Source organism: Lapillicoccus sp., from assembly GCF_039935575.1.
In the GTDB taxonomy this organism is placed as follows: domain Bacteria; phylum Actinomycetota; class Actinomycetes; order Actinomycetales; family Dermatophilaceae; genus Lapillicoccus.
The window spans coordinates 55,619-68,088 of record NZ_JBDTKA010000129.1; the positions used below are offsets into that span (position 1 = coordinate 55,619).

At 69.4% G+C, this 12,470-nt stretch carries 13 protein-coding genes; 10 read left to right on the plus strand and 3 right to left on the minus strand.

Translation table 11 applies throughout. From position 1 onward, the window contains the following. The first annotated feature begins 33 nt into the window (after positions 1–33). The 8 genes from atpE to ABI385_RS15615 all read left to right on the plus strand — a co-directional run bounded on the left by atpE (position 34) and on the right by ABI385_RS15615 (position 6,777). Entirely contained in the window at positions 34–246 is a 213-nt protein-coding gene (gene atpE / locus ABI385_RS15580; protein ID WP_070193816.1) for an ATP synthase F0 subunit C, read from the plus strand. A 41-nt stretch (positions 247–287) separates the two neighbouring features. Continuing rightward, positions 288–932: a F0F1 ATP synthase subunit B gene (locus ABI385_RS15585; protein ID WP_348104673.1), complete on the plus strand. Its 645-nt coding sequence runs from the start codon at positions 288–290 to the stop codon at positions 930–932. Then, a complete protein-coding gene (locus tag ABI385_RS15590; protein ID WP_348104674.1) occupies positions 932–1,744 on the plus strand; it encodes a F0F1 ATP synthase subunit delta in 813 nt (270 codons plus the stop codon). The genes ABI385_RS15585 and ABI385_RS15590 overlap by 1 nt, the downstream gene beginning before the upstream one ends. 82 nt (positions 1,745–1,826) lie before the next feature. Continuing rightward, complete coding sequence (atpA, locus tag ABI385_RS15595) at positions 1,827–3,476, plus strand: F0F1 ATP synthase subunit alpha (RefSeq protein ID WP_348104675.1); 1,650 nt, start codon at positions 1,827–1,829, stop codon at positions 3,474–3,476. A gap of 50 nt (positions 3,477–3,526) precedes the next feature. Then, entirely contained in the window at positions 3,527–4,432 is a 906-nt protein-coding gene (locus ABI385_RS15600) for a F0F1 ATP synthase subunit gamma (RefSeq protein WP_348104676.1), read from the plus strand. A 10-nt stretch (positions 4,433–4,442) separates the two neighbouring features. Beyond that, complete coding sequence (gene atpD / locus ABI385_RS15605; RefSeq protein WP_348104677.1) at positions 4,443–5,900, plus strand: F0F1 ATP synthase subunit beta; 1,458 nt, start codon at positions 4,443–4,445, stop codon at positions 5,898–5,900. 121 nt (positions 5,901–6,021) lie between these two features. After that, on the plus strand, positions 6,022–6,315 hold the full coding sequence (locus tag ABI385_RS15610; RefSeq protein ID WP_348104678.1) for a F0F1 ATP synthase subunit epsilon: 294 nt from the start codon (positions 6,022–6,024) through the stop codon (positions 6,313–6,315). Between the two features lie 24 nt (positions 6,316–6,339). Then, complete coding sequence (locus ABI385_RS15615) at positions 6,340–6,777, plus strand: DUF2550 domain-containing protein (RefSeq protein ID WP_348104679.1); 438 nt, start codon at positions 6,340–6,342, stop codon at positions 6,775–6,777. Between the two features lie 59 nt (positions 6,778–6,836). Here ABI385_RS15615 and ABI385_RS15620 read toward each other — a convergent pair whose 3' ends face one another. Further along, complete coding sequence (locus tag ABI385_RS15620) at positions 6,837–7,493, minus strand: cob(I)yrinic acid a,c-diamide adenosyltransferase (protein WP_348104680.1); 657 nt, start codon at positions 7,491–7,493, stop codon at positions 6,837–6,839. Between the two features lie 159 nt (positions 7,494–7,652). Between ABI385_RS15620 and murA the strand changes: the two genes are divergently transcribed. Both murA and ABI385_RS15630 read left to right on the plus strand, forming a co-directional pair. After that, complete coding sequence (murA, locus tag ABI385_RS15625) at positions 7,653–8,936, plus strand: UDP-N-acetylglucosamine 1-carboxyvinyltransferase (protein ID WP_348104681.1); 1,284 nt, start codon at positions 7,653–7,655, stop codon at positions 8,934–8,936. 382 nt (positions 8,937–9,318) lie between these two features. Then, positions 9,319–9,690 (plus strand): STAS domain-containing protein, encoded by a 372-nt coding sequence (locus ABI385_RS15630; RefSeq protein ID WP_348104682.1) that lies wholly within the window; start codon positions 9,319–9,321, stop codon positions 9,688–9,690. 137 nt (positions 9,691–9,827) lie between these two features. On the opposite strand, the gene ABI385_RS15635 is transcribed toward ABI385_RS15630, so the two are convergent. After that, positions 9,828–11,471, minus strand: coding sequence for a gamma-glutamyltransferase (locus ABI385_RS15635; protein WP_348104683.1), 1,644 nt, complete (start codon positions 11,469–11,471; stop codon positions 9,828–9,830). A 302-nt stretch (positions 11,472–11,773) separates the two neighbouring features. Further along, on the minus strand, positions 11,774–12,469 hold the full coding sequence (gene nucS / locus ABI385_RS15640) for an endonuclease NucS (protein ID WP_348104684.1): 696 nt from the start codon (positions 12,467–12,469) through the stop codon (positions 11,774–11,776). Position 12,470: the final 1 nt, after the last annotated feature.

Here is a 12,470-nt window from a genome sequence, read left to right on the forward strand (position 1 = left end):
CCGCCGGGACATCACACAAGAAACGGAAATGACATGACCGGCAACATCGCCATCCTCGGTTACGGCCTCTCCGCCATCGGACCCGGTATCGGTGTCGGCCTGATCTTCGCCGCCTACATCAACGGGGTCGCCCGTCAGCCCGAGGCTCGCGGGATGCTCCAGCCGATCGCCTTCCTCGGCATGGCCATCACCGAGGCGCTTGCCATCTTCGGTATCGCGCTCGCCTTCGTCTTCAAGGCTGGCTGACCCACCCTCTGTTCGTTCCCCCTATTCGCGAGGAGAGTCTCATGTCCGCACCGATGATCCCCACCGCCGAGGGCGACGGAGGATTCTGGGCGACGGCTGCGCCGATCATCCCGCACCCGATGGAGTTCTTCTTCGGGCTGGTGATCTTCGCGATCATCTACGTGTTCGTCGCGAAGAAGATCGTGCCGCGTCTCGAGCAGATCTACAGCGAGCGCACGGCGGCGATCGAGGGTGGGATCAACAAGGCCGAGGAGGCCCAGGCCCAGGCCCAGGCCGCGCTCAAGCAGTACAACGCACAGCTCCTCGAAGCCCGTGAAGAGGCGGGGCGAATCCGCGAGGACGCCAAGCAGCAGGGCGCCCAGATCATCGCGGAGCTGCGGGAGAAGGCGCAGGCCGAGGCGTCGCGCATCACCGAGAGCGCGTCGAAGCAGATCGAGGCGGAGCGCCAACAGGCGATCGTCCAGCTGCGCGGCGAGGTAGGCCGGCTGTCGACCGACCTAGCCAGCCGGATCGTCGGTGAGTCACTCGAGGACGAAGCTCGTCAGAGCGGCGTCGTCGAGCGGTTCCTCGCCGAGCTCGAGGCCGGCGACATCGCCCCGGAGAAGGTCGGCGCCGGGGTCGGGGAGTCCGTCGGTGACGCGGGCGCGTCTGCTCCCGACGCCGCGCCGGGCGGACAGGACGGCTGATGCACGGTTCCTCGCGCGTCGCGGCCAAGGCCGCACAGGACGCCTTCCAGCGCACCCTCGACGGGGACGTCGACTGCGCGCGCCTGGGTGAGGACCTGTTCGCCGTGACGTCGGCCCTCGACGCCAACATCCCGCTGCGCCGGGCCGTCGGGGACCCCTCTCGGGACGCCGCGCCCAAGGCCGCGCTGGTCGAGCAGCTGTTCGGCGGCAGAATCAGCGCCGAGGCGGTCGAGGTCGTCAAATCCGTTGTGTCGCAGCGCTGGGCGGAGGAACGCGACCTCCCGGATATCCTCGAGGAGCTCGCGGTGTCCTCGGTCGTCGCCGGCGCCGAGAAGCAGGGCCGCGCCGACCAGGTCGAGGATGACCTGTTCCGGTTCGAGCGGATCGTGGCGGGCAACACGGGTCTGCGCGACGCCCTCACCGACCGCCGGTCGGACGTCCAGGGCAAAGACGAGCTCATCTCGACGCTGCTCGGGGGCAAGGCCTCCGACGAGACGGTCCGGCTGGTACGCCAGGCCGTCCGATCGCCGCGCGGGCGCCGGTTCGACCAAGTGATCGAGCGCTACCTCGGCATTGCCTCGGTCCGGCGGGAGCAGCTCGTCGCCGTTGTCACGAGCGCGATCCACCTCGACGCCTCTCAGCGCGACCGGCTCGTCGCCGCACTGGCCAACTACTACGACAAGGCCGTGCACCTCAACGTCGTCGTCGACCCGGCGGTCCTCGGCGGCATCCGGGTGCAGGTCGGCGACGACGTCGTCGACGGCACGATCTTGCGCCGCCTCGACACCGCGAAGCGGCTGCTCGGCGGCTGACCCGCATACCAGCACCATCTTCCTGAGACCGATCACACATAGACCCGAACCGGCCCTGCCGGAACCAAGGAGACGAGACACCATGACGGAGCTTTCGATCCGTCCGGAAGAGATCCGCGACGCGCTGGACAAGTTCGTCCAGTCCTACGAGCCCGGCGCGGCGTCCCGCGAAGAGGTCGGCCGGGTCCTCGACGCCGGTGACGGCATCGCGCACGTCGAAGGTCTGCCTTCGGCGATGACCAACGAGCTACTGCGGTTTGCCGACGGCACGCTCGGCATCGCGCTCAACCTCGACGTGGCCGACATCGGTGTCGTGGTGCTCGGCGACTTCAGCCACATCGACGAGGGCCAGGAGGTCACCCGCACCGGAGAGGTCCTCTCGGTGCCGGTCGGCGACAAGTTCCTCGGTCGGGTCGTCGACCCGCTCGGCAACCCCATCGACGGGCTCGGCGAGATCGAGGCGGAGAGCCGTCGCGCGCTCGAGATCCAGGCCCCCACGGTGATGCAGCGCAAGTCGGTGCACGAGCCGCTGCAGACCGGTCTCAAGGCCGTCGACGCGATGACCCCGATCGGCCGCGGCCAGCGCCAGCTGATCATCGGCGACCGCCAGACCGGCAAGACGACCGTCGCGGTCGACACGATCATCAACCAGAAGCGCAACTGGGAGTCCGGCGATCCGCAGCAGCAGGTCCGCTGCATCTACGTCGCGATCGGTCAGAAGGGCTCGACCATCGCGAGCGTCCGCGGGACGCTCGAGGAGGCCGGCGCCCTGGAGTACACGACCATCGTGGCCGCCCCGGCGTCCGACGCGGCCGGCTTCAAGTACCTCGCCCCCTACACCGGCTCGGCCATCGGCCAGCACTGGATGTATGCGGGTAAGCACGTCCTCATCGTGTTCGACGACCTCAGCAAGCAGGCCGAGGCATACCGCGCGGTGTCGCTGCTGCTGCGTCGCCCGCCGGGCCGCGAGGCCTACCCGGGCGACGTCTTCTACCTGCACAGCCGGCTGCTGGAGCGCTGCGCGAAGCTGTCCGACGAGCTGGGTGCGGGTTCGATGACCGGGCTGCCGATCGTCGAGACGAAGGCCGGTGACGTCTCGGCCTATATCCCGACCAACGTCATCTCGATCACGGACGGCCAGATCTACCTGCAGTCGGACCTGTTCAACGCCAACGTGCGGCCCGCGATCGATGTGGGCGTCTCGGTGTCCCGGGTCGGTGGCAACGCCCAGATCAAGGCGATGAAAGACGTCGCGGGCCGGCTCAAGCTCGACCTCGCGCAGTTCCGGGCCATGGAGGCGTTCGCGATGTTTGCGTCCGACCTCGACCCGGCGTCGCGTGCGCAGCTCGCCCGTGGGGCCCGGCTCGTGGAGCTGCTCAAGCAGCGTCAGAGCAACCCCTACCCCGTCGAGGAGCAGGTCGTCAGCATCTGGGCGGGCACCACCGGTCAGCTGGACAGCGTCAAGGTCGAGGACGTGCGGGAGTTCGAGACGGACTTCCTCTCCTACCTCCATCACAAGCACCAGGGCCTGCTCGACGGCATCCGTGAGTCCGGCAAGTTCGGCGACGACACCAAGGCCGAGCTCGAGAAGGCGATCGGCGAGTTCCACAAGGAGTTCGGCGGCGAGGCGCCTCAGGACGACCGGCGCACCGACGTCGGCCACGAGGCCGACGCCGAGGAGCTGCAGGACGAGAGCGTCGACCAGGAGCAGATCAAGCGCCAGAGGCGTTGACCTGAGCAGCAGCTCACCAACGGGTTTCAGGACTACAGAGAGGCGGCGGCATGGGAGCGCAGATGCGGGTCTACCGCCAGCGCGTCAAGTCGGTTCAGGCCACGAAGAAGATCACTCGCGCCATGGAGCTCATCGCGGCGTCCCGGGTGGTCAAGGCCCGACAGCGGGTGCTGGCCTCGGCCCCCTACACGCACGCGTTGACCCAGGCGCTGTCCGCGCTCGCGACCTACTCCAACGAGGAACACCCGCTAACGACTGAGCCCGAAGAGGTGCGTCGCGCCGGCTTGGTCATCATCGCGGGTGACCGCGGGTTGTCCGGCGCCTACAACTCGTCGGTCCTGCGCGAGGCCGAGTCGTTGTCGCGCAAGCTGCGCGAAGAAGGCAAGGACATCGTTCCTTACCTCGTCGGCAACCGAGCCGTGAACTTCTACAAGTTCCGCCGGCGGGACTCTGCAGCCCGGTGGGGCGGCTTCTCCGACCAGCCCACCCACGAGGCGGCCAAGGAGATCGGCGACCGCATCGTCGCTGACTTCAGCCGCGGGTACGACGACGGCGGGCTCGACGAGGTGCACGTCGTCTACACCCGGTTCAGCTCGATGGTCGTCCAGGAGCCCCGTGCGTTGCGGCTGCTACCGATCCAGGTCGTCGAGGACGACGCCGAGGACACGCCCGGAGACAAGGACGTGCTCCCGCTCTACGAGTTCGAGCCAAGTGTCGGACAGGTGCTCGACCAGCTGCTGCCTCAGTATGTTGTCGCGCGGATCTGGACCTGCCTGCTGTCGGCGGCCGCGTCGCAGATGGCGGCCCAGCAACGGGCGATGAAGTCGGCGACCGACAACGCGGACGCCCTCATCAAGACCTACACCCGACTGGCCAACCAGGCCCGCCAGGCGGAGATCACCCAGGAGATCAGCGAGATCGTCGGCGGCGCGAACGCGCTCGCCAAGGCGAAGTAAAGGACACATGATGACTTCCACAGCCACCGAAGAGCGCCAGGACACCTCCCCCGGTGCCATCGGCCGGGTCGCCCGGATCACCGGCCCGGTCGTCGACATCGAGTTCCCCGCCGACGGGATACCCGAGCAGTACAACCTGCTCACCACCCAGGTCGAGCTCGGCGGCGAGACCAACAATGTCAACCTCGAGGTCGCCCAGCACATCGGCGACAACATGGTGCGGGCGATCTCGCTGCAGCCCACGGACGGTCTGGTGCGCGGGGCCGCGGTGCAGGACAGCGGCGGCCCCATCACCGTTCCCGTGGGCGACGTCACGCTCGGCCGGGTGTTCAACACCACCGGTGTCTGCCTGAACCTTCAGGAGGGCGAGACGCTCGACATCAAGGAGCGCTGGGGTATCCACCGCTCCGCGCCTCCGTTCGACCAGCTCGAGCCCAAGACGCAGATGTTCGAGACCGGCATCAAGGTCATCGACCTCCTCACCCCTTATGTCCAGGGCGGCAAGATCGGCCTGTTCGGCGGGGCCGGCGTCGGCAAGACCGTGCTGATCCAGGAGATGATCGCCCGCGTCGCGCGCGACCACGGTGGCGTGTCGGTGTTCGCCGGGGTGGGGGAGCGCACCCGCGAGGGCAACGACCTCATCGCGGAGATGGAGGAGGCCGGCGTCCTCGGACAGACGGCGCTCGTGTTCGGCCAGATGGACGAGCCGCCCGGCACCCGGCTGCGGGTGGCCCTGTCGGCGTTGACGATGGCGGAGTACTTCCGCGATGTCCAGGGGCAGGACGTGTTGCTGTTCATCGACAACATCTTCCGGTTCACCCAAGCGGGTTCCGAGGTGTCGACGCTGCTCGGTCGGATGCCGTCTGCCGTGGGATACCAGCCGACGCTCGCCGACGAGATGGGCGTGCTCCAGGAGCGCATCACCTCCACGCGTGGTCACTCGATCACCTCGATGCAGGCGATCTACGTCCCGGCCGACGACTACACCGACCCCGCGCCGGCGACCACGTTCGCCCACCTGGACGCGACCACCGAGCTGTCCCGTGAGATCGCCTCGCTCGGCATCTACCCCGCGGTGGACCCGCTGTCCTCGACGTCGCGGATCCTCGACCCGCGCTACATCGCCGAGGACCACTACAACCCGGCGGTCCGGATCAAGCAGATCCTCCAACGCAACAAGGAGCTGCAGGACATCATCGCGATCCTGGGCATCGACGAGCTGTCCGAGGAGGACAAGATCCTCGTCAACCGGGCCCGCCGCATCCAGCGGTTCCTCTCACAGAACACCTACGTCGCCAAGCAGTTCACCGGCCTCGAAGGATCGACCGTCTCGTTGCCGGACTGCGTCGAGGCGTTCACGAAGATCGCCGACGGCGACTACGACCATGTCGCCGAGCAGGCGTTCTTCATGTGTGGTGGCCTCGACGACGTCGAGCGTCAGTGGGACGAAATCCAGAAGAGCCTCTGACAGAACAGGTACGCAGGCCGGCCGCCCAGATCGGGTGGCCGGCCTGCGGCGCCCCAGCCTTCGAGCCGCCGGTTAGACTCACCCGAACACCGACGCACCTGCCTGACGAACCGAGGACATCGTGAGCTCACTCAAGGTCGAGCTGGTTGCCGCCGACCGCAAGGTCTGGTCCGGCGAGGCGCGGATGGTTCGCGCACGGTCCGTCGACGGTGAGCTCGGCATCATGCCGGGGCACACGCCGTTGCTGGGCGTTCTCGTCGCCGGAGAGGTCACCATCCACGGCACGGACGGTGACCAGATCGCCGCGATCGACAGCGGGTTCATCTCGGTGGAGCACGACCGCGTGACGATCGTCGCCGACTCCGTGGACACGTCCGGGCACACGTCCGGCGATACTGCCGCACGTCGATCCTGACGGACGGCTTACGGGCTCCTTCGTATGCCGGCCGCGCTCGTCTCCGCTGAGGTCGTGGTCGGTGCCTTCGTGGTTCTGCTGGCCGTCGGGCTGGGGCTGACCTTCGCGAGGCGTCTGGTGGTCCGTCGTGGACGCACGCTGACCCTGTGTGCGTGGCGAGCGCGTCCGGCCGATCGGTGGCGCGTCGGGTTGATGCGCCAGGGGTCGGCTGAGCTGGCGTGGTTCACCCTCCTGGGGGTCTCTACCCGACCGCGGCACTTGTGGGACCGGGCCGTCATCGACCTCTCGGCCCCGACGATCCTGCAACGCGTCGACCACATCGAGCTCATCCCCGACGCGGTGCTCGTCCGCTGCTCGCACGGCACCGAGCAGTTCGAGCTCGCGCTCGCGACGCCGGCCTACACTGCGCTGCGGTCCTGGGCGGAGGCCGCACCGCCCGGATCTGCCGCCAACGTGGCCTGACCCAGCCGACCCCAGCCGACCCCAGCGGACCCCAGCGGACCCACCCGTGGGCGCGGTCATCAGCCCTGGTCGCGAGGTCGGTCAGCTGCGGCTGCGCGACGGTTAGGCTGCTCGGCTCTGCCACCGCCCGGCTGCCACAGCACGTCGCCGCCGTGCTCGAGGTTGGCGAGCCGGGCGAGGATGAACAGCAGATCGGAGAGCCGGTTGAGGTAGGTCGCGGTCAGCGTGTTGATGCCCCCTTCGCCGCGCGTCATGCCCGGCTCGGTGCCGTGCGCAGTGACGGCGGCCCAGGTGCTGCGCTCGGCCCGGCGGACGACGGTCGTTGCCACGTGCAGCTGAGCTGCTCCGACGCAGCCGCCCGGCAGGATGAAGGAGCGCAGCGGCTCGAGCCGCTCGAGGTAGCGGTCGCAGTCGGCCTCGAGGTCGTCGACCCACGGCTGCTCGACGCGCAACGGGGGGTATTTATAGGACTCTTGCAGCGGCGTACACAGGTCGGCTCCCACGTCGAAGAGCTCGTTCTGGACCCGGGTCAAGGTCGCTTCGACCTCCTCGCCCAACGTCCTCGCCGCGACGGCCACACCGATGACGGCGTTCGCCTCGTTGGTGTCCGCATAGGCCGCAAGGCGCGGGTCCGTCTTCGTGGTCCGGCTGAAGTCGCCCAGCGAGGTCGTCCCGTCGTCGCCGGTCCGCGTGTAGATCCTGGTGAGGTTGACCATGTGCCTAAGGGTGCCACCTACCCGCCGCCGCTCCCGGCCGGGACCCACCTGTCCCCGACCCTTACCTCGAACCTGCCTCTACCTGCACCGCACAGCCGCACAGCCGCACAGCCGCACAGCCGGCCGCCCGGCCAGCCGGCCAGCCGATACGGTGATCGGATGAGCGAGCGGTTCCGGGTCGTGGGCGGGGCGCGCCTGCACGGAAGCGTGACCGTCGTGGGGGCAAAGAACAGCGCCCTCAAGCTCATGGCCGGCGCCCTGCTCGCCGTCGGTCGCACCCGGCTCACCAACGTGCCCGGGATCGTCGACGTCACGATCATGGCCGAGCTGTTGCGCCGCCTCGGCGCAGCGGTCGACTGGGACCCGGCGACCGGGGTGGTCGAGATCGACGTGCCCGAGCGGATTGGCCACCGCGCCGACTACCAGCTCGTACGCGCCTTGCGCGCCTCGATCTGCGTGCTCGGCCCGCTGGTGGCCCGGGTGGGTGAGGCCGACGTGGCCGTTCCCGGCGGGGACGCAATCGGGTCGCGAGGTCTCGACCTGCACGCCGAGGGCCTGGAAGCCCTGGGTGCGAAGGTCCACGTCGCGCACGGGTACCTCATCGCTGCGGCGCCGCAAGGACTGCACGGCGCCGATATCCGGCTCGAGTTCCCCAGCGTGGGCGCGACCGAAAACGTGCTCATGGCCGCGGTGCTTGCCCCGGGCCATACCCGCATCGACAACGCCGCGAGGGAGCCGGAGATCGTCGACATCGCCGCGTTCCTCGTCGCGATGGGCGCCCAGGTCACCGGCGCGGGGACCTCGACGATCGAGATCGAAGGCGTCGAGGCGCTCCGGCCGACAGAGCACACGGTCGTTCCCGATCGGGTGGCGGCGGGTAGCTGGGCCTTCGCCGCGGCCACGACCGGTGGGGACGTCGAGGTCGTCGGCGGCATCGCGGCACACCTCCAGCTCGCGCTGGACCTCCTCTCAGGCGCCGGTGCGAGCGTGACCACCACCGAGAGCGGGTTCCGGGTCGTCGGCGCGCCGTACCGGCCCCGCTCGATCGACGTCGCAACGTTGCCGTACCCGGGGTTCCCGACCGACCTACAGCCCTTCGCGATCACCTACGACGCGGTCGCCGACGGCAGTGCCATGGTGACCGAGAACCTCTTCGAAGCCAGGTTCCGCACCGTCCAGGAGCTCGCCAGGCTCGGCGCTGACGCCCGGATCGACGGTCACCACGTCATGGTCCACGGCGTTCCTCAGCTGTCCGGTGCGCCTGTGGAGGCGAGCGACATCCGGGCCGGTGCCGCCCTCGTCCTTGCTGGACTGGTCGCGGATGGGGTGACGACGGTGAGCGGCGCCCACCATGTGGATCGCGGGTACGACCAGTTCGAGCTGCAGATGCAGGCCCTCGGAGCCGAGGTCACCCGCGAACCCGACGACGAGCTCTACGGCTGAGCCGACTACCGCCAGGCCACACCGCCGCACGCCGACCTCCTCGTGGTGACCCAGGTCAGGCTGTTTTGTGACCGTTTCGTCACCTTCGCGAGTGTGTCGGTCCGGGCACCAGCGAACGAGCGGCATACCGTCGGGTCACTCGCCACATCCGTCACATCCGGTATCACCCGTGACGACCGGCGCTCCTCACAAGGGACACCGGATTGTTATCTCCGCGTCCCGCCTCTGGGCCGCCTGCTCGTGAGTCAATAGCACCGATTAGCGGATCGACCCGGCCGACAGCATGACGACCGGAACGATCGAACGGGCCGGGGGGCCCAGTTGGGGGAGCACGATGGCACTGCAGCCGACCAGGACATCGACACGGCGCCCACTTCTCCGCGTGGCCAGCTCCGCGCGTGGCCAGGAGGTCACCATCGAGGGCCCCGTCGATGTACGCACCGCACCCGACCTCCGGCTCGCACTGCACGAGGTCATCAGCGACGGCGCGGGCGACCTCTACGTGCACCTCGGTGACGTCGAGATCGGTGACTCGACCGGCCTCGGGGTCCTCGTCGAGGCACACCGGCGAGCCCGCCGGGAAGGTCGACGGCTGGTCCTGGCGAGCATCACAGCCCGGACCGACCGGTTGCTGCGCGTCTCGCGTCTCAACCGGGTCCTGCACCTCGACCCCACGTGCGTAGACAGTACGGTCGGGGCCCGGGGAAACTCCGACACCGCCGGGACCCTCGAAACGGCCACCCTCTCGGCCTGACCTTCCCAGCGCGGGCCTGGCCCACGTGTACCGGGCACGAATGCGCGGACCGTGGGCGGGCGGCGCTCACCGCGCCTGGTGTGTTCGCGACTCAACCGGAGTGCGTGCAGCCAGTGCACGGTGAGTGCCGCGAGCTGTCAGCCAACGCCGGTCGCGGACTCGCGGCGGCTGTCGGCTGCCGCCCCGAGGGTGCCGTCGTCGCGTCGGAAGGCAGCGCCGACCCCGCCGAAGAACATCGAGTCGCGGGGGTGCACGACGACCTCGAGACCCGCCTCCTCGACCGCGTCGACGAGCAGCTCGTCGTCCTCGGCGTGCACGAACGGCACGATCTCCGCACTGCGCTCGACGCCGACCCCCGCCGGGTGACCGGACGCGGACCTGGATGCCGAACCGTCCGGCGGGGCGACGTCCTCAGAGCGGTCGGCGGGGTTGTCAAAGGTCCCGCGGTAGGTCACGTGCAGCCGAGGGAACTCGATCGCGGCGGCGAGATCCATGCCCTGCAGGCAGAACCGCCCGAGGACCTGCATCAGTGCCGTCGTGATCCGGTCAGCACCCGGTGACCCGACGGCCAGCACCAACCCCGCACCCGACCGCATACCGGCTGCCCGGCCGACAGTCGGTGCCATGTTCGACGCGAGGCGGGTGCCCGGCGCCAAGGCGTGCAGGCCCAGCCGGTTGAGCTCGGGCTCCCCGAGACAGTTGTTGAGCATCAGGCCGGTCCCCGGCACGGTCGCGCCCGAGCCGTATCCAGCAGATGCCGTGATCGCGCATGCCGTCCCCGCCGCGTCGACGACCGAGACGTGCGCCGTCGAGCCCGAGGTGGGGAGGCCGGCCAGACCGTGCCGCTCGACCCGTTCCAGTAGGGCGTACCCGTCGGCCTCGAGGTCGCTCGCGAAGTCGTGCTCGCTCAGCCGGTGGCCGAGAACATGGCGCTGGACGTCGATCAGATCCGCCAACCCCCACTCACCGCGCCGGACCAGCTCGCCCAGCAGCACTGCGAGCACCGGCCCACCGATCGACGGTGGTGCGTTGGTGGCGAGGTCCCAGTCTCCGGCTCGCACCCGCAGGGCGGGTCGCACGACGGGCCGGTATGCGTGCAGGTCCTCGCGCGTGACCAGTCCCCCGCGGCGGTCCTGGTCGGTCGCCAGAGCCACCGCGAGGTCCCCGCGGTAGAGGTCGCCGACGCCGGCGTCCGCGATCCGGTCGAGCGCGTCGGCCAGGTGCGGGTCGACGATGCGCTCGCCGGTCAACCGCGGTTCCCCGGTCGGGTGCAGGAGCAGAGCGGCCGTCTCTGGGTCCCAGGCAAAGAGGGTGTCGCCGGTGATCGCCAGATAGCTGGCGGCCGCGGCACCGAGCGGGAACCCGTCACGTGCGGCCGACGCGGCGGGGGCGACGACGTCACGCCAGGGCGCGCGGCCATGCCGCTGGTGGGCCAGACCCAGACCGGCCAGGGCGCCCGGGGTCGCGGCGCTGCCAGGACCGGCATGCAGGGTCAGGCCGCCACCGTAGGTGGTCGTGACCTCCATCAGACCCTGCCCGAACCGTTCGGGCGGCAGGCCACGTCCCGGCATCTCGACGTTGGCGTCCACCACCTCCGGCTCGCCGTCGGGTGGCCAGACGGTGACGAACGCACCCCCGAGCGGGCTGACGACACCGGGCTCGGTGCACATGGCGACGAGCATCGCCGCGATGGCGGCGTCGACAGCAGTACCCCCGCCCGCACACACCTCGAGGCCGGCGTCGACGGCGAGCTGGTTGGGTGCGGCAACGGCTGCGGTCACACGGTTGATTCTGCCGTGCTCAACCCCACCGGCGCGTGACCTGTCCGCCGGGAACCGTGCGGGGCGGCAACTGGGTGTGACGGCGTGCCTCGTCACCCCGGCAGAGGACCGCCGTCTGCTGTAGCGAACGCTTCGGGTCCCCACCGCGTCGGTCCCGGCCCAGTGAGCGAAGCCACGCCTCCAATGAGTGAGCACCTCGACGTCATCGTGCGGCTCGCCGAGGTGGCCTCGTAGTCGACGAGGACGTACCCCACGTCAGCCAATCACAGGCCACGGATGGCGGCCCCGTTGTGCACAGCCCGTCAGAACAGCCGCGACCCCACGTCGTCGATTCCCCGCAGCGCGTCGTAGTCGAGGACGACACACCGGATCCCTCTGTCCTCGGCGAGCACACGGGCCTGCGGCTTGATCTCCTGGGCGGCGAAGATGCCGGTCACCGGCGCCAGGTGCGGGTCCCGGTTCATCAGCTCCAGGTAGCGGGTGAGCTGCTCCACCCCGTCGATCTCGCCGCGTCGCTTGATCTCGACGGCAACGTGCCGTCGGACCGGGTCCCTGGCCAGGATGTCGACCGGGCCGATGGCCGTCATGTGCTCGCGCCGCACCAGGCTCCAGCCGTCGCCCAGAGTTTGGATGTGCTCGGCCAGCAGCCGCTGCAGATGGGCCTCGACTCCGTCCTTGACCAGCCCGGGGTCCACCCCCAGCTCATGCGTGGAGTCCAGCAGCACCTCGTGCAGACGTATGCGCAACCGGTCCTCGGTCTTGGCGTGCTGCACCACCCACACTCCGGTAACGCCATCGGCCGCCTCCACCTCGTCGGGCTCGACCTGAGCCATCGCGCACGGCGGCGACATCCAGTTGAGTGGCTTGTAGCTGCCCCCGTCGCTGTGGACCAGCACTGACCCGTCTGCCTTGACCACCAGCAGGCGCGTCGCGAGCGGCAGGTGAGCCGTGAGCCGACCCTCGTAGTCGACGCTGCACCGGGCTATCACAAGTCGCACC

Excerpts from the sequence above, each read along its gene's own strand:
- atpE (WP_070193816.1), top strand. The coding sequence starts at position 34 with ATGACCGGCAACATCGCCATCCTCGGTTACGGCCTCTCCGCCATCGGA.
- ABI385_RS15585 (WP_348104673.1), top strand. The coding sequence starts at position 288 with ATGTCCGCACCGATGATCCCCACCGCCGAGGGCGACGGAGGATTCTGG.
- ABI385_RS15590 (WP_348104674.1), top strand. The coding sequence starts at position 932 with ATGCACGGTTCCTCGCGCGTCGCGGCCAAGGCCGCACAGGACGCCTTC.
- atpA (WP_348104675.1), top strand. The coding sequence starts at position 1,827 with ATGACGGAGCTTTCGATCCGTCCGGAAGAGATCCGCGACGCGCTGGAC.
- ABI385_RS15600 (WP_348104676.1), top strand. The coding sequence starts at position 3,527 with ATGGGAGCGCAGATGCGGGTCTACCGCCAGCGCGTCAAGTCGGTTCAG.
- atpD (WP_348104677.1), top strand. The coding sequence starts at position 4,443 with ATGACTTCCACAGCCACCGAAGAGCGCCAGGACACCTCCCCCGGTGCC.
- ABI385_RS15615 (WP_348104679.1), top strand. The coding sequence starts at position 6,340 with ATGCCGGCCGCGCTCGTCTCCGCTGAGGTCGTGGTCGGTGCCTTCGTG.
- ABI385_RS15620 (WP_348104680.1), bottom strand. The coding sequence starts at position 7,493 with ATGGTCAACCTCACCAGGATCTACACGCGGACCGGCGACGACGGGACG.
- murA (WP_348104681.1), top strand. The coding sequence starts at position 7,653 with ATGAGCGAGCGGTTCCGGGTCGTGGGCGGGGCGCGCCTGCACGGAAGC.